This window comes from Neptuniibacter sp. (assembly GCF_024231755.1).
GTDB lineage: Bacteria > Pseudomonadota > Gammaproteobacteria > Pseudomonadales > Balneatricaceae > Neptuniibacter.
This window is the reverse complement of sequence record NZ_JAAEQH010000092.1, coordinates 1-21,640: the sequence shown is the minus strand read 5'-3', so window position 1 is coordinate 21,640 and position 21,640 is coordinate 1. Positions and strand designations below refer to the sequence as shown.

At 43.6% G+C, this 21,640-nt stretch carries 15 protein-coding genes and 1 pseudogene; 10 read left to right on the top strand and 6 right to left on the bottom strand.

What is annotated here, in order from left to right; translation table 11 throughout:
- The first annotated feature begins 208 nt into the window (after window positions 1–208).
- Genes GY843_RS04295 through GY843_RS04280 form a run of 4 tightly spaced genes read left to right on the top strand, consistent with a single transcriptional unit; the run spans window position 209 to window position 5,985 of the window.
- Window positions 209–1,216, top strand: coding sequence for a Mu transposase C-terminal domain-containing protein (locus GY843_RS04295; RefSeq protein ID WP_297306889.1), 1,008 nt, complete (start codon window positions 209–211; stop codon window positions 1,214–1,216).
- Complete coding sequence (locus GY843_RS04290) at window positions 1,213–2,868, top strand: AAA family ATPase (protein WP_022992605.1); 1,656 nt, start codon at window positions 1,213–1,215, stop codon at window positions 2,866–2,868. The genes GY843_RS04295 and GY843_RS04290 overlap by 4 nt, the downstream gene beginning before the upstream one ends.
- A complete protein-coding gene (locus tag GY843_RS04285; protein WP_022992604.1) occupies window positions 2,868–4,415 on the top strand; it encodes a TnsD family Tn7-like transposition protein in 1,548 nt (515 codons plus the stop codon). The genes GY843_RS04290 and GY843_RS04285 overlap by 1 nt, the downstream gene beginning before the upstream one ends.
- A complete protein-coding gene (locus GY843_RS04280) occupies window positions 4,390–5,985 on the top strand; it encodes a Tn7-like element transposition protein TnsE (RefSeq protein ID WP_036149710.1) in 1,596 nt (531 codons plus the stop codon). Before GY843_RS04285 ends, GY843_RS04280 begins: the two co-directional genes overlap by 26 nt.
- 213 nt (window positions 5,986–6,198) lie before the next feature.
- Here the strand turns inward: GY843_RS04280 and GY843_RS04275 are convergent, their stop codons facing one another.
- From GY843_RS04275 to GY843_RS04260, 4 genes are read right to left on the bottom strand one after another with little or no spacing between them, the layout of a single operon-like run.
- The gene (locus GY843_RS04275) at window positions 6,199–6,675 is read right to left on the bottom strand and encodes a small multi-drug export protein (protein WP_297306884.1); all 477 of its coding nucleotides are present in this window, start codon (window positions 6,673–6,675) and stop codon (window positions 6,199–6,201) included.
- Window positions 6,676–9,717: an efflux RND transporter permease subunit gene (locus tag GY843_RS04270; RefSeq protein WP_297306882.1), complete on the bottom strand. Its 3,042-nt coding sequence runs from the start codon at window positions 9,715–9,717 to the stop codon at window positions 6,676–6,678.
- A complete protein-coding gene (locus GY843_RS04265; protein ID WP_297306880.1) occupies window positions 9,717–10,847 on the bottom strand; it encodes an efflux RND transporter periplasmic adaptor subunit in 1,131 nt (376 codons plus the stop codon). Before GY843_RS04265 ends, GY843_RS04270 begins: the two co-directional genes overlap by 1 nt.
- 34 nt (window positions 10,848–10,881) lie before the next feature.
- A complete protein-coding gene (locus tag GY843_RS04260) occupies window positions 10,882–11,472 on the bottom strand; it encodes a TetR/AcrR family transcriptional regulator (protein ID WP_297306878.1) in 591 nt (196 codons plus the stop codon).
- A gap of 359 nt (window positions 11,473–11,831) precedes the next feature.
- Between GY843_RS04260 and GY843_RS04255 the strand changes: the two genes are divergently transcribed.
- From GY843_RS04255 to GY843_RS04235, 5 genes are all read left to right on the top strand, one after another.
- Window positions 11,832–12,638 (top strand): TnsA endonuclease N-terminal domain-containing protein, encoded by an 807-nt coding sequence (locus tag GY843_RS04255; RefSeq protein WP_297306876.1) that lies wholly within the window; start codon window positions 11,832–11,834, stop codon window positions 12,636–12,638.
- Entirely contained in the window at window positions 12,628–14,715 is a 2,088-nt protein-coding gene (locus tag GY843_RS04250) for a Mu transposase C-terminal domain-containing protein (protein ID WP_297306874.1), read from the top strand. The genes GY843_RS04255 and GY843_RS04250 overlap by 11 nt, the downstream gene beginning before the upstream one ends.
- The gene (locus GY843_RS04245; protein ID WP_297306872.1) at window positions 14,705–16,288 is read left to right on the top strand and encodes an ATP-binding protein; all 1,584 of its coding nucleotides are present in this window, start codon (window positions 14,705–14,707) and stop codon (window positions 16,286–16,288) included. Before GY843_RS04250 ends, GY843_RS04245 begins: the two co-directional genes overlap by 11 nt.
- A 723-nt stretch (window positions 16,289–17,011) precedes the next feature.
- Complete coding sequence (locus GY843_RS04240; RefSeq protein ID WP_297306869.1) at window positions 17,012–18,256, top strand: three-Cys-motif partner protein TcmP; 1,245 nt, start codon at window positions 17,012–17,014, stop codon at window positions 18,254–18,256.
- Between the two features lie 55 nt (window positions 18,257–18,311).
- The gene (locus GY843_RS04235; RefSeq protein ID WP_297306867.1) at window positions 18,312–19,409 is read left to right on the top strand and encodes a three-Cys-motif partner protein TcmP; all 1,098 of its coding nucleotides are present in this window, start codon (window positions 18,312–18,314) and stop codon (window positions 19,407–19,409) included.
- Here the strand turns inward: GY843_RS04235 and GY843_RS04230 are convergent.
- A complete protein-coding gene (locus GY843_RS04230; RefSeq protein ID WP_297306865.1) occupies window positions 19,386–19,712 on the bottom strand; it encodes a hypothetical protein in 327 nt (108 codons plus the stop codon). The genes GY843_RS04235 and GY843_RS04230 overlap by 24 nt on opposite strands.
- Before the next feature lie 107 nt (window positions 19,713–19,819).
- Here GY843_RS04230 and GY843_RS04225 point away from each other — a divergent pair, with 107 nt between their 5' ends.
- Window positions 19,820–20,569 carry a DUF5131 family protein gene (locus GY843_RS04225; protein WP_297306863.1) on the top strand — a complete coding sequence of 250 codons (750 nt, stop codon included), beginning with the start codon at window positions 19,820–19,822 and terminating at the stop codon, window positions 20,567–20,569.
- A 92-nt stretch (window positions 20,570–20,661) separates the two neighbouring features.
- Here the strand turns inward: GY843_RS04225 and GY843_RS04220 are convergent.
- Window positions 20,662–21,640: pseudogene (locus GY843_RS04220) on the bottom strand (IS3 family transposase); the annotation flags it as partial.

Below are 21,640 nucleotides of genomic sequence, written 5' to 3'. Positions count from 1 at the left end.
TTGCAGCGTGTAGCACTGCATCCGGCCAAAGACGTACTCGACCTGACGCCAAGAGTCTGGAAAGAGAGATTCGCGGACAAAAAATTAACGAGCGACTTAGATAAAATGGGGTGATCCGGGTCTATATTGATCGCTTACGATATGCCAGTCTTTCGGTTATGACATCGAGCCAGAGGATTGGCCGTCGATTGGACTGCCGGACGTCATTTTGGCTGATCGTGGTGAGTTGCTGGGCCATCAAATTGAATATCTGGAGCAGGCCTTTGGTGTTCGGATTGAAAATACACCACCTTATCGTGGGGATGCGAAGGGTATCGTTGAGCGGCATTTTCGTACTATTCAAGCAGACTTCAAGCCGTTTGCACCAGGAGTGGTTGCTGGAACCACCATCAAAAAGCGCGGCGGGAAAGATTATCGGTTGGATGCAACACTTACATTGGACGAATTCACTAAAATAATTATCGGCTCTATCCTGCATCGCAACCAGAGTTCGGTATTGGTCAAGTATGACCGCGATCCGGATATGCCGGATACACTCGCACCTGTACCAATTAATATCTGGCAATGGGGTATTCAAAATCGTAGCGGACGGCTACGTAACACATCGGAGTCGGCGCTGAAGCTGGCATTGTTGCCTCGTCAAAAAGTAACGCTTTCCGATTACGGTATTCAATGCTTCGGTGCGTTTTATACCTGTAGGGAGCTGCTGGCGTCTGGCTGGCTCCATAGAACCGGGCAACAGCGACCTGGCCCCTTTATGGCGGCGTATGACCCCGCGGTAACCGACATCATTTATGTCTTCCCAGATGCAACAAAATCAGATTATTGGGAGTGCTCGCTAACAGACCGCTCAAGGGAATTTAGGGGCCGGTCGATGTGGGAGTTATGGGACAGCCAGCAGCAACAACGAAAATCAACAGCAGCAGCTAAATTGAAAGAGAGGGAAAGCAAAAGATCGCTGGAAAATGTGATTCAGGAAACCATCCAAAACGCGGAAAAGTTACGTCCTTCCTACTTTGGTGAATCAAAAACAGGAACTTTGGCTGGCATCAATCAAAACCGACGGGAAGCCCGTGATCAGGAACGCCAGAAACGTCGAGCGGATAACAAGGCTACTGAGCCGAAACCCAAAGCAGATGTCAGGTATTTGACTGATCAGCCCGAAGATGGGGCTTTCCCAGATTTTCTGGATGACCTGTTTGGAGATGATGAATGACGTTACCCAAAGGCATGGTGCAGGCAATTTATAATGATACCGGGATCAGTCAGTACCAAGGAAACCCGCTCATTGAAGCTTTGCCGCCGATTCTGGACCGGCGTCAGCTAAAGGACGGGTTATCGGGTCAAATTACGTTTCGCCCAACCGACGTTTATCTTGATGGCCAGACCCGTATTCATGTCATATCTCAATTACTTGATAATTTTTTCCAGCCGCTATCCCGTCACATTGAACTGGAGTCAAAATTATCAGTCATGCTTCGACAAGGGTATGTTGGCAGAAATCTGGCGACAGGCGAACTGAATGCCCACATCCAGAATGGTTATGAGCGTGTCATGCAGGGGGATTTGGCTGTTTTCCGGTTCGAGCATGTGGAATCCACCGCTAAGAGTCTGGCTTTCATCGGTTGTTCTGGTTCAGGCAAGACAAGCTCATTGAACCGTATTCTGGCAACCTATCCCCAGTTGATATATCACGAAGCCTACAACTTCACGCAGATCGTTTTCCTTAAAATTGACTGCCCGCATGACGGTTCGTTGAAAAGCCTGTGTCATAACTTCTTTCGGGAAATTGACGCGGTACTCGCCACGAATTACGTACGTCGCTACGTGGAAAAACGACATAGCGTAGAAACCTTGATTGCGGTAATGGCACACATTGCCAACACCCACGCAATTGGACTGTTAGTGATTGATGAAATCCAGCATCTGAGTGTTAAGAACTCAGGAGGTGCCGAGCGCATGCTCAATTTCTTTGTCACACTGGTTAATGAAATTTCGGTCCCGGTTGTCATGGTGGGGACACCAAAGGCCAGATCTGTCTTTGAACTGGATTTGCGGTCCGCTCGCCGTGGTGCAGGTTTTGGTTCAATACTATGGGAGCCTTTAAGCAAGCCCTCAGGCGAGCAGGAGGTATCCCGTACCGAGTGGGGAGCCTTCACTGGCCGTTTGTGGAAGTATCAATGGCTGACTAAAGCATCCCCTGAAGTGACCGATGAGATTAGAGATACTTGGTACGAGCTTTCACAAGGCATTATGGATGTCGTCATCAAGTTGTTTGTTCTGTCACAGATCCGGGCTGTTGTCACCGGAATTGAGCGCATTACCCCCACCTTGATGCGAAAGGTATATCAGGATGAGCTAAAACCTATCCACCCCATGATTGATGCGTTACGGTCGGGTGATGTAACAAAAATAGCGCGTTACTCAGATCTGACTATCCCCGACGTAGATAGAAAAATACTGGAGCTGGGACACCTGCTGCGCTCTAACCAGGAAAGCATTGATACCGTAGTCAAGTATGGGGGTAATGAACAAGCTGTTCGTTTGCACAATATGCTGGTTGATATGGGGTATGCCTCTGAGCTGCTTGAACCTCTGATCAACAGAGCGTTTGAGGATCACCCGGGCCTTGTGATGAAGGACCTTATGCCGCTGATCCTCTCTTGGTATCAGAATGCAGAGATAGAAGAACCAGCGTCAACCACACCCAAACTTAAGGCTGTGAGGAAAGCTGACTGGCATACCCTGGATTCAGAAGACTTGCGCTTCCTATTCTCTCAGTCCGCAAACGAAGAAACCTTCCAGGAATCACTTGGCCGCAACGGCCTGTTTTTTGATGCCCAGGACTGGGTTAATTCCTTTGGGTGATGGCTGTGTTAAATTTTCCTATACCTTACACAGAGGAGTTGATGTATAGCACCGTGGCCAGAGCAGGTGTCCGGCAAGGGCTGACCAGCCCAAAGCAACTGTTGGATGATGTCTTCGAATCTCGCAGTATTATCGCAACGATAGACTTACCCAACCATCTTGCAACGCTCTCTCGCTGGCTTCCAGAGGAGTTTACACCTGATAGGTTGATCTATAGTCATAGCTTATTTCCGCTTTACGCACCTTTTGTACCAGAGGCTCGACGGCTTCAGTGCATGAATTGGTTGTACCAGGGTACTCAGGGTGCCGCTCATCTGGCATTAGGGGTTGCCGCCTCTCGCATTAAATCCCCGCGTTTTGTCAGGTACTGTCCCGGTTGCATAGCCGCTCAACGTGAACAATATGGTGAGTATTTTTGGCGACGAGAATGGCAGGTTGCCGGGGTGGAATCGTGCCCTGAACACGGTGTGCTGATGGATACGCGGATTGCTCGCCCCTTGATTGAACGTCATCGCTTTATCGCTGCGGCACCTGAACACTGTCATGTGAGTAAACAGCAAAAGGGAATGGGAATATCTGACTGGATAACCACTCAGGTGCGACGGTTGTTAGTTCGGCCTGCTCAAGCATCACCCAGCTTTGAGCAATGGACAGAGCATTATCGCAGCCTTGCTTATCGACTGGGTTTTTACCGGGGAAAAGCTCAAGTTGACCACTCGGCGATAAAAAATAAGGTATTAAAGGTGTGGCCTGCCGCTTGGTTAATCCTAAACCGTCTGATGCCTCTCAGTTCCGATATTGATGACTCAGACTGGCTGAAAGCAATCTTCCGCAAGCATCGAAAAAGTTTCAATTATCTTCAGCATATTGTTGTTCATCAGGCATTGCTGGATAGCCGCTGGCAGATAGACGATGTACTTGATGAAGTAAGCCGGAAACCAACACGTAAAACGCCACAACAAGTTAAGGTTGTGATGCAACAGTCGAGCAGTCAAACGCCAGATCAGGAAGCTTGGCTCGAATTGTTGTCATCTCGTCAACCCCTTCAAGCCAGAAAAACATCACCAGCCTTGTATGCCAGACTTTATCGAAGTCATCGCGACTGGCTGTTGGACGTTAACCATCGTTATGCACAAGACAAGGCAAACCATAACGTACCACGTATTGATTGGGACAAACGGGATCGGGAATATCTGCAAGCACTTCGACAACTGGCTACGTTTTTGAATGCAAATCAACAAGGACCCAGGCGCTCAAGAACCAACTACCTTAAGTTGCTTGGCAATCTCTCAACCCTTGAGAAAAACCTCCATCAACTGCCACGGACTTCGGCATTTTTGGTGGCTAATTCGGAAAGTGTCCCCCAGTACCAGATCCGACGTTTGCAAAATGCCTATGACGATTTACGGGTTCTCTTTGACTCTCCGCCAAGGTGGCGATTGTTGCGAAACGCCGGATTGAGTGAAGAACGAATGATGGAGCCTGCCAGGCAGTATTTGGAAAATTTAGTGGATACGGAACATGAAGTTCAAAGGTGTAGAAAATAACAGTGTTATCCGAGAGATTGGCTCTTTATTTCGCCGCCATGATGGCCCTGATTGGCACATTAATGTCAAATTGGCACCAGGCCAAAAGAAACAATATTTTGGTGTCTCTCAAATTCCGGTCTTAGCAAGACGCAGGGTGGTCAATGCAAGCGAACAACCACGCCCTGCCGGATTCCAGTCCCGTATTGTGATAGAAAATACTCGTCATTGGCGTACTGAACCTATCGAAGCCTGTCCAATTCCGGTGGTAAATCGGCAGGATGATGGACAGCAATGGTGCTTTAATTTTGAATTTGGTGGAACGCAGTATTATCTTCCTCAGCTCGAATTAGCGCGAGTGCTGTTCTTCCACCACGCCTATATAACGCGTTTAGCTTTGATCCCCAACGGACTCTCTCAGGAGTTTGATGTCCAGCGCTTAGATAAGTTGAGCAAAGCGCTCATCAATATTCTACCAATCTGCACGCTACCGCTGTACGTCAGAGGTGACTATGCATTAAGACGTTTGTTAGCTTGGATCTTATTGGATGATGATGTGCGGCAATCTTTTGAAAGTATTGTCCGTTACCAACTTCAGAACGGTTATGACACAGACAAATACCGTCTGTGGCGTTTTCAGTTTGAACCACCGAAGCTCTCAGGTGCTGAGCTGACACTTCGAGGTCATTTCGATCAGGAGCGAAAAGCGTTTTTTGTGTATGAGATTTATGGTGTTTCTAATCTAACCGGTGATTGTCCCGCCTATGTCGATTTTATCGATCCCCGATTCGCTGAGAGGCGAGCAGGCCAGGGGTATGCTGTTCGACCGGGCCCGCAATCCGGCCCAGAATTGGAAATTGATGACGAACAAGAGCCAGATACTGATCAAACAGAAATCCGGATTGAAACGCCAGCCGTCGCATTTGAGTTTGCTAATCCCATTCGGACAACTCGCATAGGTAAGGGAAAAGGACAGACTGGCTGTTTGGGCCAGGAGGGCGACTCGTCAGACTCTCCAGAAAATACTGGCTTTGAAGTAAGTACGGATGAGGCCAGTACTCACGGTACATTACCTTCAGCAGATTATGATGGCATGGAAGACAAGAGCGACGACGCACATCTCTATGCGGATAAATTTGAAGCCTTTAACGCTATGGTGCTGCAATTGGTTGGCATGTCGGGTTACCGCCACATCCACAGGGAAATCCGAAAGCTTCCCACTATTGATGGTTACTCCAAACACTTGCTTGCAGATGGTAACCCACGTTGTCTGGCTTTTCATCGAATTGAAAAGGATGGTCAAGAGTACGCATTGATAGAAGTGGATACTTCCGATAATAAGAACAGACTATCGACACTCCTGTTGAAGCCGCATGTCCAATTTGATTGGGAACGCACTCTTCGAGAGTTGGAAATCAGGTTATTAAAAAAATCACTGGCATGGCCTACAGCGCTAATCAAAAAGCTCTTTAGTGATAGATATAAGCGTGTGCCTCATCCAAAATCATCATCTGAAAATAAAGGATTCCTTGAAAATGAGTCAATTAAACATTGGGCTGAGCGAGTTTATAAGGAGATTAGATTATCGTAACATAACTGTTTTAATAATATAGCAATCGAGAAGCTTATTATCCTAGACTATGATACTAGCCTAAGTTAATAGTGTAGCCGATATAGTTGAGATAGATATGGGGATGAGCCTGAATTTGGCGAGGAGTGAAGTTACCCATTATGAGCATCGGTAACTTTTAAGTAACGCTAGCCAGCCTTGGGCTGGCTAGCGGAAAAGCTTCTGTTTGTGCCACTACATAAAGGGAAGCTGTTTTTCTTCTCCTATTTGAGTGATCCCCAATGACGCCAAAAATCCAAATAGTAACGAACAGACCAGCAGTGACAAGGTAAACCAAAACATAACAACCTTTCTGTTAGCCCCAATGGCAATTGCAAATGCACCAGCGGCATGGATACCAATCAAAAATGGCCCCAGAAAAGCCAAGCCCGGAACACCAAATTTTTCCATAATTACATGTTTACGATCCGTTATGTCGTGGGCAACTTGCTCAGTTTCGGGTTTATTTCGCCAGCGCTTCATAAATAACTTAACTTTTTCACTGGCATAAATTATGGGTAACAGCGAAAGCAAATTTCCGAAAAAGCCTGCAAGTGCAGCTGGAAACCATGGTAACCCAGCAATAACACCCAATGGGACGGCAATCCAAACTTCGAGCACCGGAATTGCCGCCCCGACAAATACACTGATATAGAGTAATAAGTCATTCATTTAGATTGCCCTTGCTGCTTTTTTTGTGAAGAATAAAACATATAAGCTTGGCACAACGATAAAGGATGCAATGGTGCCTGAAATAAGGCCGCCCATTATCACAACGTTAAACGAGCGCCATAGCGGATCATTGGCGATAAGCAAAGGAAGCAGCCCTAAAATAGTGGTTATTTGTGTCAACATAATAGGGCGAAACCGTTGCATTAAAGCCGATTTGAGTGATTCAAGCTCAGATTTTCCTGCGTCTTTCTCGATATCAATTTGTTCGATAATTAGCATAGCATTCGACACAATAATGCCTATTAGGGCGAATATCGCTAAATTAGCCATAAAATCGAAAGGCAGCCTGAAAATGATCAGTGCTAAAAGTAACCCAATGGCACAGAAGGGGATACTTAGTACAATGATCGCCACCTTACGAAACGAGTTGTACTTATGGATGAATAAAATGATCATCATAAGTACACAAAGTGGTAGGAAAGCAAAAATAGCTTCTGCGGTTACCTCGCTCTCTTCAATCTCTCCGCCAAACTCGATTTGCACTTTGCCAGTATTACGAACTTGCTCCAACGTTTCTGCGATGTTGGAAACCAACTCTTTAGAGGTCATCGCCGGATTAAGCGCTGTCACCGTCAGGGTTGGCCGTAAGTTTCTCTTTTTCACAATTGACGGATGAAACTCTGTGTCAACGCGAGCAATTTCTGATAAATAAACGGTTTTATCAGAAGATTGTGAGAAAATCTGAATATTATTTAACTGCGACAGTGACGCGTTATCTGTTGGCATTGCCAGCATAATAGGCAGCAAGAACTCTCCTTCCCGAAGCTCAGATGTACTCTCTCCGAGAGTATTTTTCCTAAGAGCGGAAAAAATGTCTTCTCGTGTGACTCCGGCATAGCTTGCTGCGGCTTGGTCTAAATTTACCACTAAGCTGGGGATAGGTTGTTCCCAGTCCTGCTTGATGTTAATGGTTCCATCTACTTTGCTAAGCGCCTCTTGAATCGTTGCAGCAGCCTGTAATAAATTACTATGGTTGTTGCCGATGATTCTAATGGCTGCTTCGCCTGGAGGGGTGGAGCCCATGAAAAACGGGTTAATCCCGAGCTTGGCATAGGGGAAAACAGGAGGCATCTCAGCCCTAAGTTGGCTTACAAAAGCCGCAACATTGGTTTCTTTACTAAGATTGACAACAAAGTAAGCGGTGTGCGGGGCCGGATCTGGCGGATTCAGGCCCAGGATAAAGCGTGGCCCCCCTTCACTAACATAAGCAGTAGCGCCTGTAATCTGGGGAAAACGTTGTTCCTCAGCAAGCCATCGCGTCATTTCTTGTGCAACTTCAGCTGTGCGGTTTGCAGGCGTACCTGCTGGGAGCTCAAGGGATATTTGCATTTGTGAGCGCTCAGACGGTGGAAAGAATGCCTCTGGAATAGTCGCAGATAAAAATAACGATAGGATCAGGCTTGCCGTCGCACCTGCTAAAAATGCTTTTGGCCAGATAATGACTTTGTCCCAAAAGCGAGACATGATCATCATTAAGCGCGAGAGCTTACTTTGCTCAGAAGTGTTTTTCCCTTTCCTTATAGACCACTGCGCCAAAATCGGTACCAGCATAATGGCAACAAACCAGGAAATGATCAGCATGACGCCAATGACGATGGTTAGCGTCTGCATATAAATCGCAGTGATATTATCGGTGAACATAGGTGGGGCGAATGCCAGGATAACCGTTAGGCTAGCAATCAGCATTGGCGTACCCAGTGTCTTTCCGGCGTGTAAGGCTGCTGATTTCCCAGACTCACCTTGATTAATACGTTTTGAGATATCCTCAACAATCACCATCGGGTTATCAACCAAGATCCCAAGTGCAATGATAAACGAGGCGATACTAACCTCATTAAGCTCAACACCAAGCACACGTAAAACGACTAATGTCATAATGCCTGTAATGGGGACAGCAAGTCCCACCAATGAACCAGCGCGTAAACCCAGTGCGATAACAGTGACTGCGGTTACGACCAGGATCGTTTCCAAAAGGGTTGAAATCATTTTGGATATGACTTGATTAACAACTTCACCTTGGTCGGTAATGATTTTCAATTGAAAGCCTGCGGGTAAATCGTATTCCCACTGCGCTATTTGTGTACGAAGGCGATCATTGAAATCGACCATGTTAACGCCTGGTGTCATATAACCTGCAACAACAATAGCCTGCCCCCCATTTAGATAGGCGGCGGTATTAAGCGGTTGTGCAGTTGTCCTTATTACATCAGCTAGCGTGTCAAGTGGTAACTGGCTGCCGTCCGGCAGCACAATAGGTATCGCTTTAATATCTTCAATAGAGTTATAGCCACCTCTGACATAAATACGACTTTCCTGATCGCTAAAATTCACTCTGGCAATATCATCAAGCGTATTGTTTTTATGCAATTGCAGGTAGATATCATTAGGCTTGATCGAAAATCTGGACGCAGCAAATGGCTTTAGATTGATAGTCACTTGCTCTTCAGTGACACCATGCAAGGTGACTTTATCCATACCGGGGATATCGTAAAGAAAATCCCGCAGCTCACTGGCTTTATTTCTGAGTTGCTCAAAAGTGTGATTGGGGGCACTAATTGCAACAGTCATCACGGCAACGGCGTCATAACTATCGTTAACAAAAGGCCCAGAAACACCATCGGGAAGAGAGTTTTGCACATCCTGCATTTTCGCTCTGACTCTGAGCCATGATTGCGCGTAGTCTGGTGTTCCGTCCTTAATTTCCAAAGAGATATGGATCTCTCCGGCACGAATAGACGTCGTGATATTTTTAGTTTCTTCCAGTTCACGCAAAGCACGTTCAACCGGGCGCGCCAATAGCGATTCCGTTTGATAAATATCTAAGCCGGGATGATAAGCGGTAATCACAGTGACATTTATCGGTAGTGTGGGCTCTTCCTGCGACGGGTAACTCGGGTATAACGCCAACCCTATGCTCGTAAGCATAAAAAACAGAAAGAGCACTAAACGGCTGTTAGCAAGTGAGAAGCCTGTAATTGACATTAACGCGTCTCCCCTAAAACACGAACCTGTTGCCCGTCACTGATAAAGGCCGCTCCGGCTGCTACGTATCTCTCTCCGAGTTTCAACTTAGCATTAATAATGTAGCCTGTAGGTTGAATATCGATAATTTGTACAGGTTTTTTAATAACGGTATTGGACTCACCGTTAAAAGAGTATAAGAAAGCACTGTTACTTGTTGCTTCAACATAAACTGCGCCGTGAGGAACCAAGAGAACGTTTTCGCTATTCTTCAGTCGATAGTTCACTGCGACCACGATACCTGGCGGTAAAAAATTGCCCTCTGGCACTTGTATACGCAGTTTAACCGGCAAGCTTAAACCATTACTTGCTCGCTCTGCGATGTGGGACACCTCAGCTTCAAAAGACTTCCCTTGATGACTAATACTGATAACCTGTTCATTTGTAGAACGTAGAGCATTTGCCAAAGATACAGGGATTGATGATTCAACAATAAGTTGGGCTGAACTGTCGAATGTAAAAATGACCTGATTCTGAGCGACCTCTTCAAAGGGTTCAACTTGCCTGGTAGAGACAACACCATCATAAGGGGCTTTTATTACTGCTTGAGAGAGTTCTCTTTCTGTGAGTCTGACTCTACTTTGTGCTTCACGGGCAGAGGCTTGAGCGGTTAAAAAAAGCGTTCTAGCAGCGTCTAGATCTTGCTGTGAAACTGCATTATTTGATTTGAGGCGATTAAGCCGTTCAAAGTTTGCTTGGTGCTCTTCAAGCGCGATCTGCGCTTTTGAGGCTTCAGAACGGGCGTTATCGACCGCGAGTTGATAAGGCTCAAGATCCAGTGTCGCCATGATATCGCCTGCTTTTAACCGGCTACCAATATCTACCAGCACCTTTTGCACTTTGCCAGGAACGCCAAATGAGAGCTGCGCTCTGCTCTCTGTTTGTGTTATTCCAGAAAAGCGAGATTCTTGGTAATGCGCGTTTGCACCTACTTCATTGAGCGTAACCACTCGAATGTTCTGCTCAGTGGGCTCAGGTATACTTTCACTGCTGCAACCCTGGAATAGGACAAGCAGGCTAACCAATGCATACTTGCTGAATTTCTTTAATAATATAACTGATCGTTCGAGTATATAAAGTGGCGAACTCATATCAAACCCTCTTGAGGTATGGCTTAAATATTAATTACTTTTTTGGTGTAAGAAGGGTCTGAACAAGCTGACGTAAAAGCTCCCGCGAATACTCGATATCCGCAGTCGCTATCTGGCAGGACAAACCATCAATGTAGGCAAAGATATAGTGGGTTATCTGCTCGGGTGTGAGCAAATAACTTGCCTCATCTTTATCCTGTAATTTCTTGATCATGGCACAACAGGTGTCAAAGAGCTCTTGACCTGAATCCTGTACCGCTTTCTTAATCTCTGGGTTTCTGGATGATTCTGCGAGGATCTCCAGATACATAATAGTTCCTGTTTTGTCGCCTGTGAGATAAGCCTCTTGCTCTAAAGCATCCATGAAATCACTAGCACTTTCAATTCTTCTCAAGGCATCAAGATCTCTAGAAGAATAGCGTTTGGCAATTTCCAGAATGAGTTCATTTTTTGAGGCAAAGTATTGATAGAAACTTGCCTGGCTGACTTTTGCAGCACGGGATATTTCTGCCATGCCTGCACCATGAAAGCCCTTTTTAACAAAGCATTGGACGGCAGCATCAAGGATAGCTTCGATTTTGGCCTCTCGAGCCGCGTAATTCACTGGACGACCTAAATTAGACATAAAAGCACCATTTACTTTAGTGATCGGTCAATTATATAAATAGAAGTGATTCGTGTCAACTGATATCGGGTGACGTAGAAGTGGATTTTTCTGAATGTTACTATCTTTATTATTTTTATAAAAATAGCTTTAGGGTTTTACGGGCAATCTGTTACCAACTTTATTAATTTGCAAAGGCTATTATCTTATTGATTAATAGGCTTCGGAGAGCAGTAAGTTTCTAACTTTATTTGATTACCACATTTATTGTAGGCGGATAATAAAGTTTGATCGAAAATAATATTGTTTGATCAAAAATAATAAAGTTTGTTCAAAAAGTAACCTCTTGGTGTATGCTGAATGCATCAGGAGGTGTCTCTATGTCAGATTCTAATAAACCAGTAGATCCCAAAGACCTCAAAAAGCTAAAGACTCGTGGAAAGGGAGCTGGGAAAGATTATGAGCCTTTTATTTATATCCATGAGCTTAGTAGTCAGGGCGAAAGTTGTCGTAGTAATAGTGCTACGGTTGGTAGGGTCCATCATCTACTTTCTCGTCTGGAGTTGTCCGCCTTCCTCTCATTTGATTACTCATCGAAAACAATTGATATCCGAGAGCAATACCCAATTCCAATTAGCGACTCTTTGGAAATATGCAGGCAGCTAGGCATAAAACATCCTCAGGTATCTGACAAACTTAAAGTCGTTACAACTGACTTTCTTTTTGACTTCAATAGTCAAAAGCAGTTAGCGCTTAGTGTTAAGTATATCGATGAACTCGCTGATCCTCGTGTTATGGATAAGCTGCAAATTGAGAAGTCTTATTGGGAGAATAAGCATACTGACTGGAAGTTATTCACAGAAAAACAAGTCGAACCAGGTTTAAAAGAAAATTTAGAGTGGATTCATCCTGTATTAGTTCACGACTCGCAAGAACGTTCAAATCAAGAATTACTCATAATCGTAGAGCGGCTCTTAAAATATAGAAATACTAAAGTTAGTAGCTTATGTGCTCAGTTCGATGATAGCTACCAAGTAGAGCCCGGTTTTCATATAGAAGCGTTTCGGCTAGCGGTTGCCAGAAAGTTAGTGATTGCTCAATTGGACCAATCATTTTATCAATGGAACACTAATGAATTAACTATTAATACACTTTTCTCTGAACCTAGGGGGAATTATGTATCTTAATAGAGTTTATTTAGAAAATTTAGCTGAGCGACGTTATCGGGTTGTTTTTGAGTATCTTAGTTACATTATGGCCTTTGATATCGATGATGATAATGCGTGGCCTGTTCGGGTAGAAATTGAAGAGTTACAGAATCCAGAGCTATTTTCACAGGTAATTGAGCCATATATTTTACCACCAGTTGAAAATGGAAGTATTTCCGCATCAAAAAGGGATGAAGCTTATCAATCTATCTCGCACTTACTTGATAACTATACATTGCTTTTTGATAAAGCCTCCAGAAATCATCTGATTAGAGAACAGGTTTCCAAAGCAAAAAAATCAAGACTCTACATACTTCGGCAACTTAGGAGATATTGGAAACGAGGGATGGTGCCTGATGCGTTGGCTCCGGATTATGAAAAATGTGGAGCTGCTGGTATCCCCAGAAGAAATGTAAAAAACAAGCTTGGTCGTAAACGTGTGCATGCTTCCGGTGAGGGCATTATTGTTACAGACGAAGTTGCAGACTTATTCCGTTTAGCAATTGATGGTTTTTACCTCAAAAATGAAAAGGTGAACCTGAAAGATGCAAAGGATAGAGCTGTAGGACTCTATAAATCGCGACATCCAAAGGCGGATAAAACCAGTATCCCCACAATGGCTCAATTCAGGTATTTCTATAAGATCAATTATCAGATCACAGAAGTATTGAAAGCTCGTACTCCAGATATTGTATTCAAAAAAGACACTAAGCCTTTAACTAGTACATCCGCTAATCTAAATTTCGGTCCGGGAGCCCGATATGAAATTGATGCGACAATAGTTGATCTTTATCTGGTTTCAATCCTCAACAGATTTCGCATCGTGGGTCGCCCGGTTATTTATTATGTTAAAGATGTATTTAGTCGAATGATTGTAGGGCTGTATGTAGGTTTAGAAAATCCGTCCTGGGCAACAGCAACAATTGCTTTAGCAAATGCGTTCTCTGATAAAGTAAAATATTGTCAACAATTTGGTATTCAAATTGACTCATCTATGTGGCCAAGTGTTGGTCTTCCTGCAGCGATTACTGCAGACAGAGGTGAACTGTTAGGAAGACAAGCCGATGTTTTGGTTAACCGGCTCGGAGTAACGTTAACTAATACCCGGGCTTATTTTGGAAGTGACAAAGGTGTGGTTGAAAGAGCGTTTAAAGAAACGCACGCCAAAATAAAGCCTTATGCTCAAGGTGTTGTTGAACCACTCAATGGTAAGAAACGAATTGGCTTTAGATATGAGCTAGATGCAGAACTAACTCTGGAAGCATTTACTAAAATCGTTATTCACTATGTAATTAATCACAATTTAAAACACGTCGTCGAGGGATATGACTTTGCCGCTGATATGCCAGCCGAGTTGCCGGCAAATCCTCTTGAACTTTGGAATTGGGGAGTTAAAAACCGTACCGGGAAATTAAGGCAGATTGATGAGGAACTAACTTATATTAATATGCTTCCTATGGGCAAAGCGACGGTCTCAAATCTTGGAATTAAGTTTAACGGGATGTTTTATAGCAGTAGTGAAGCATTGCGAGCTGGCTTGCAACACCGTTCTAAATCTGTAATACGACCTGACTCGGTCGACATCTCGTATGACCCTAGAAATACAAGTGTAATTTACTTAAGGCCGAATAGTAGATTTGATTCATACTGGGTATGCTTATTATCCGATAGAAGTCGTAGATATCGCGATATGACCTTTGCTGAAGCTAAACTCGTGCTGGGACAGGCTAGAAAAACTGAGGCTGTGTATAAGCAGCAGGAAGATTTTGACGCACCAGACTTGCAACAAGAGATTATGCAGATTGTTAAGGATGAAAGAGATAAACAATCAAAGTCGGTGTCTGAATTGACTAAAACTGAAAGAATTAGAGGTATTCGGGACAATCGGCAAGCAGAGAGAGACTACGAGCGCCAAAAAGATAGAAATAAGCTTGCTGATCAATCGAAGAATGAGGAGCCCGCTAAGATAATTCCTATTCGTTCATCTGATGATGTCGAGCACAATTCATTTGATTATCCTGACTTGGATGTATTCCTGGAGGACGATGATGACTAGACTTATCACAGCAAGGTATATCGACGCTGAGCTTGAGGAGTATTCAGGTCATCCCTTGATTAATGCGCTTCCACCAATAAATTCGGCTGATCAAATTGCCAAACTGCTTTTCAGGTATCCTAAGATCACCAAAGAAGAGCGGGCTCTACCCAGTCATATCAGACGGCATGCAATGATGCGGATACTGGATAAATTTTTATATCCAACAAAATACCATTCAGAGCTCGAACAAACTATATCTTGCATGATTCGTAGTGGTTATTTAAGTCGCAATATTGCTGATAAAAGCTTTGTTGAGTCGTTAAGTGCTGTTGACAGGGTGAAGGCGGTTAATAAACGAAGAAATGCTGGTAACGAAGCGCTAGTCAGTTCGGTTATCGGTTGTTCTGGCTCTGGAAAATCAACGGCTGTTGAAGCTATTTTAGATTGTTATGAACAAGCGATATTGCATCCTGAATATCAACACGTGCAATTAGTGTGGCTTAAATTGGAGTGTCCGCATGATGGTTCAGTCAAGAGTTTATGCATTAACTTCTTCAGAGCGGTGGATAAAGCACTAAATACCGATTATGAGGATACCTATGTAAAATCACGCTCCTCAGCGGAATCATTGTTAGGAGACATAGCCAGGGTTTCTGCTTTGCATTCAATAGGCATACTTGTCATTGATGAAATACAGCATCTGGATGAATTCAAATCCGGAGGTTCGGAGCGAATTATCAATTTCTTTGTAGCGTTAACAAATGTCATCAAGATCCCCGTGCTATTTGTTGGAACTCCGAAAGCTAGGGAAATATTTAACCCTACCATGCGAAGTTCGAGGCGAATGGCACAGTTTGGAGGCTTGAGTTGGGAGCGCTTTAGCCGTTCTGAGATCGCTGAGCAAAGTGGCGGTTGGGAGAAGTTTTTTTCGCTATTGTGGAAGCTTCAATGGTTTGAAACTCCAGTCCCATTAACAGAAGAGATCCGAGATGTATTTTGGGAGTATACTCAAGGTATTGCTCATATAGCCGTTGTCCTATTTTATCTTTGTCAGGTTCGGGCAGTTGTTGTCGGCAAAGAAATAATTAACAAAAAGTTAGTTAAAAAAGTGTATGACGATAAATTGTCTATTGTTCACCCGATGATTAATGCACTACGCAGCGGTAGAAAAGAAGAAATCGAGAAATTTAAAGATCTGGATTTGCCTTTAAAAGAGGTTGTAATTCTTGATTCAGGCTTTGAGCGCGTTGTAGAAGATGTAATTGAAACGGAAGAATTATTTGAGAGTGATGATAGACTATCGCAGCTAGTAGCTTTGTTAAAAAAGCTCAATATTGGTAGTGACATAGCGCCGATAATAGCGAAACAAGCTGTCGAGCAGTTTCCAGAGGAAGATCTATTAGGATTGGTTGCTAGGGTAAAAGAACTAAAAGATCCTAAGCCTAAAAAGAAAAAGAGAAGGGATGTAGCTAGTTATACCCCAGTGTATATAGCCGGCGACTTAAGGGTATTGCGAGATGATGATCCCGAAGCTAATTATGAAGTATTGCGGCGAAGTGGAGTGATTGTAGAGTTATCCGATTACTTATAGAGAGTCTTTCTAGATTATAGTTTAGCCTGATTTGGTCAAAGGAGTGAGAGCGTGGCATCAGAAGCAGATACGAGGGCAAATTATATTGCTCCGGCGTTAAAAGCAGCTTACTGTCTGCGGAGTAGAACCTATCCTACCTAGCGTCTAGGAACTTCCACAGTAGACGTTGCTCATAACAGTTAATTTGACTTACGTGAGATTAAAGGATCTTATTTAAACGCTTTACATAAATTATGTAGGTTACTTCTCAATCGATTTTTGAGTATATTTTACGTTTATGGTTTTTAAGCCATAACGCTTTTCTTGATAGTGTCTTGGTGATTATCATTTTTAACGACTTACCGAAAGCGATTGGAAAAGGACACAATTTCAGAACATTTCTTATTTGCTGGTTAGATCATCATTGATAATGAGTTTGGAGGGATGGCGATGGACTGCAATATTAAGCGAGTTTTAAAAGGGTTGATTAAAGCTAATTCTGGCCTACCAGAAGCCATTTTTTGTTCTTATATGGATTTGAGATAACTGAGATAGGTCTGGGAACAGTATATTGGATTGAACTGAACAACGGCATTGTTGTGCCGGAGACTGATGTTAATTGCTTAGCGATACATATTAGCGGCGAATGTCATTCCTACCTTAATGAATAGTGGAAATTTTGATATCAAGCGTTAATTTGTTGGACTAAGTATTAGCGCATGTAGCACGTGCTTAAGGATGCAGATGGTAGCTAGGACATATAAGTGGAAGGAAGGTGTCGAACTCGAACCTCATACGCAGAAAAAGCACCAAATTCTTAGGGAGTATTTTAGAAGCTATCTGCTAACACGCTGCCAGTTTCCAACTACCAGCTTTAAGTTGATTGTCGTAGACGGATTTTCAGGCTCTGGGTTATATGAGGGCGGTCACACAGGCTCTTCACTGTTATTTGTTGAAGTCTTAATAGAAGTGATAGTCAAAATTAACATAGAACGAGACGCCAAAGGTTGGCGACCGTTATCTATTTCATGCCTCTTGTGCTTAAACGATTATGATTTTGAAGTGACACAGGAGCTTAAGCAGAATATTGCTGAACCTTTGCGACAATGCCGAGAAATTGAACACCTATCCATCGAAACCCAATTTTATAGTCAGCCTTTTGAAGAGCTTTATTGGGAGCTTAAGCCAAAATTAAAAGCGGTGGGGTGTAACAACGTATTTTTTAATCTCGACCAATGCGGCTACATTCACGTAAGCACAACAATACTGCGCGATATTATCGCTTCTTGGAAATCTGCTGAGATATTGTTGACCTTCATGATCCAGAGCTTGATCACCTATCTTTCACCTACCAAAAATAACGTTACATTAGAGCCAGAATTGAGACAGAGTATTCAGCGTCTAAGCATTGAGTTTGAAAAAGGCCAATTCGGTAAAACGGCGTGGCTTGGCGCTGCTGAGAAGGCAGTGTTTGAATACCTGGGGCAGGCAGCACCATTCGTCAGTCCATTTTCAATTAATAACAATAAGGGATGGCGGTACTGGCTGATGCATTTTGCTAGTTCATATCGAGCACGCCAGGTATTTAATAATGTTTTGCATTCAGACTTCTCTACACAAGCGCATTTTGGCCGCGCTGGCTTGAAAATGCTGTCTTACACTCCCGGGGACGATGTGCAGTTATACCTATTTAACAGTGACTCACGAGAAGTCGCCAAAAAAGAGCTGTACGAAGACATACCGCGCATGATTTCAGAGTCTGGTGATACGCTTGAAATGGACGAGTTTTATAAATTGGCCTACAACGAAACCGCCGCACATAGTGATGACATTCACGAAATGATGATATTGAATCCCGATGTGGAAGTGTTAACTGGCTCAGAAGGAGGTATGAGACGTAAAGCAAACACTATAAAGGTCACAGACAGGCTTAGGCTCAACAAACAGCAAAACTTATTCTTCTTTTACGAAAAGAAAAATGAAAAATAGCGGTTTGATCAGATAATAATTACAACAGATAAACTGATAGGAAAGGTGGTGCGGTATGGCTACAACGAACACGTTATGGAAACTGGACGAGCATACCATCGGGAAGCACATGGTGCTGAAGGCTTATATGCAGGCGTGGCTGCCGGTAATGGGACTGACCAATGAGAAAATACTTGTAGTTGATGGATTTGCTGGACCCGGTGAATATGAAGGAGGTGAGTTAGGCTCCCCACAAATTCTATTAAATACTTATCTTGAGCATTTTTATCAGGATAAGCTAACGAATCATATTATTTATTATTTCCTTGAAAAATCTCCTAAGCGCTATGCGCATCTATGTGAACTGCTAAAAAAGAATTTCAGTGATGTACCCTCAAATGTCGCTGTGAAAGCTCACTGTAAGGCGTTTTCATCGCGTCTTTCAGAGTTACTGGATGACACTGAGAAAAATCGAAAAGTATTGGTGCCAAGCTTTTTTATGATTGATCCATTCGGCGTGTCCGATACACCCATGTCAATCATATCGAGGATCTTGCGTAATCCTAAAGCTGAGGTATATATCTCGTTTATGTATGAGTTTATCAATCGTTTCAAACGCAGCCCGGAATTTGGTCCTCATTTGACAGAACTATTTGGGACTGAGCGATGGCAGGATGGTGTCCATATTGAGTGTAAAAACGACAGGCGAAAGTTCTTCAATGAACTATATAAAAGCCAGTTGAAAAAAGCTGGCGCCAAGCAAGTTCTTCACTTTGAGTTGTATAATGGCAACCGCCACGTTTACACCATCTTCTTTGCGACAACTCACATTAAAGGGATAGAGAAGATGAAAAGCGCCATATGGCGTTATATTCCTGATGGTAGCTATCAATTTCGAGGCGGTATTCAGCAAACTAAACTTGTTGCCATAGATATTGATTACTCTCCCTTACATGACACGCTTCGCGCTACGTTTAAGGATAGGTATGTAACCGCTCAAACGGTTTTATATTTTATTGCATCTGATGCCACAGACTACGCCACAGATAGCATTAAAACCAAATACCTCAAAGTATTTGAAAAAAAAGGATTGATTGATGTCGAACCTGCATCAAGAAATAGACGCTTCAGTTATCCCGATAACGCCTTATTAAAGTTTTTGCCTCGCAGCTAGATCGTGGATATCAATCATTAACCGGGCCAGTTTTCTGGCATGCATATCCGACCCATCCCAAATCTGTTGAATTGCCGCAAGCACAGGCTTGCAATTTTCCGCCTTAATTGGCTCCTGCAAATCTACATTCACACGTGCAGCTATCTCTTTTAATTTTCGAGAAGGTCGCTTCCAATCTTTTGAGCTGGCGCGATGAAGCGTCGTTTTGCACACTTTCCATTCATTAGCTAACTGTTCAAAAGTTAACTCATGCGTTGATTTATAGTGATTTACAGCCTCAGCTAACTTCTCTTTGACTTGCAATATTCTGTATTCCGATTTATATTTTAAATTTAGAATACAAGACGATTGCATAGGCAGTCAAGACACGTTAACGTAAGTAAACACAATGGTTGCTAAGGAGGCGTTGAGTGAGTGGTACCAGTAAAATTGAATGGACAGAACAAACTTGGAACCCGGTAACAGGCTGCTCAAAAGTTTCATCCGGGTGCAAGCATTGTTATGCCGAAGCAATGGCAGTTCGATTAAAGGCTATGGGAGCGAATGGCTACGAAAACGGCTTTGATGTATCGCTGATGCCAGAACGCTTAAATGAGCCATTAAAGCGCAAAAAGCCCACCAAATATTTCGTTAACTCGATGAGTGATTTGTTCCATGAGGACGTGCCTTTTGAGTTTATTGAAAAAATCTTCGATGTGATTCAACAAACGCCTCAACATATTTATCAAATATTAACGAAGCGCTCTCGCCGTATGGCCGAGTATTTTAGTACGCGTATTCCTCCGGTTAACGCGTGGATAGGTGTTACCGTTGAAAATAAAAAGCAGGGACTGCGTAGGATTGACGATCTCCGCCAAGTTAATGCGACAATCCGCTTTCTATCTGTCGAGCCACTGTTGGAAGATTTAGGGCGCGTAAATCTGAGTGATATCCATTGGGTCATCGTTGGTGGCGAGTCTGGACCACAAGCCAGAGAAATGAAACCTGAATGGGCGTCGAATATGCAAGCGCAATGTGAAGAGCAAAGTGTAGCTTTTTTCTTTAAGCAGTGGGGTGGTTGGGGCGCTGATGGTAAGAAGCGTTCGAAGAAGGCGAATGGAAGACAACTTAAAGGGAAAGTGTACAACGGAATGCCTCGGATCTTGGTTACCAATCTTTAATTGAACACGAAAAATAAAGTGGGACTCAATCAGTGCTGAGCTAGTACACTTCAGCTTTACTCACTCATGCACTATCTGACAGTTTGTAGTGGTCAAGTATTTTTGGCCACGGCATTATAGGTTTTCCAGTACATTACTTCCTTATCATTAGGTGATAATCCACCGTTCTTCGAATGCGGTCGATATCGACTGTAATAACCAACAATATAATTTGTAATTTGCTCTTTCGCTTCAGTGAATGAGCGATAACCGGTTTCTGGTATCCATTCTGTTTTCAGGCTTCTAAAAAACCTTTCCATTGGCGCATTGTCCCAGCAGTTTCCATTACGACTTAGACTTTGCTTTATTTGATATCGCCACAGCACTTACCTGAATTGAATACTGGTATATTGGCAACCCTGGTCTGAGTGGAACAACAGTTCGTTTGGTTGCTCCCTGGACTCATAGGCCATTTCCAGTGCATTCTTTGTTAACACACTATCCGGTGACAGTGATAACGACCACCTAACAGGTTTTCGGGCATAAAGGTCCATGACAACAGCAAGATATGCCCAGCGTTTACCTGTCCAAACATAGGTGATATCTCCAACCCATACCTGGTTTGGTCGCTCCACGTCGAAACAGCGGTCTAGCACATTTGGAACGGCTATATGTGTCTGTTCTGCCTTTCTATATCGATGCTTAGGAAGCTGTGAGCTAACTAAACCCAGCAACTTCATCCTTCGGCTTGCGCGATAACGAGAAAGGTCTTCGCCCATCGTGGTCACGATTTTCGCAATGGAGCGCGCCCCGGCAGACCCATTACTTAATCGATGTGCCGTTTTAATTAAGTGCCTTGTTCGAAGCTCGTTTGATGACAAACGACCAGGCCTGTTTCGCCAGTAGCGATAACTGCTTCTATGGACCTCAAACGTGTCACATAATGTCTTGGCCGGAAAGCTCCCTTCAAGTCGCTTAATTATCTGGAATTGTTCAGCGAGTCTGACATCAAGAGAGCGGTAGCCTTTTTTAATATTTCTTTCTCTTGCTCAACTTTTCTAAGCTGCTTTTCAAGTTCCTGAATACGCTTCT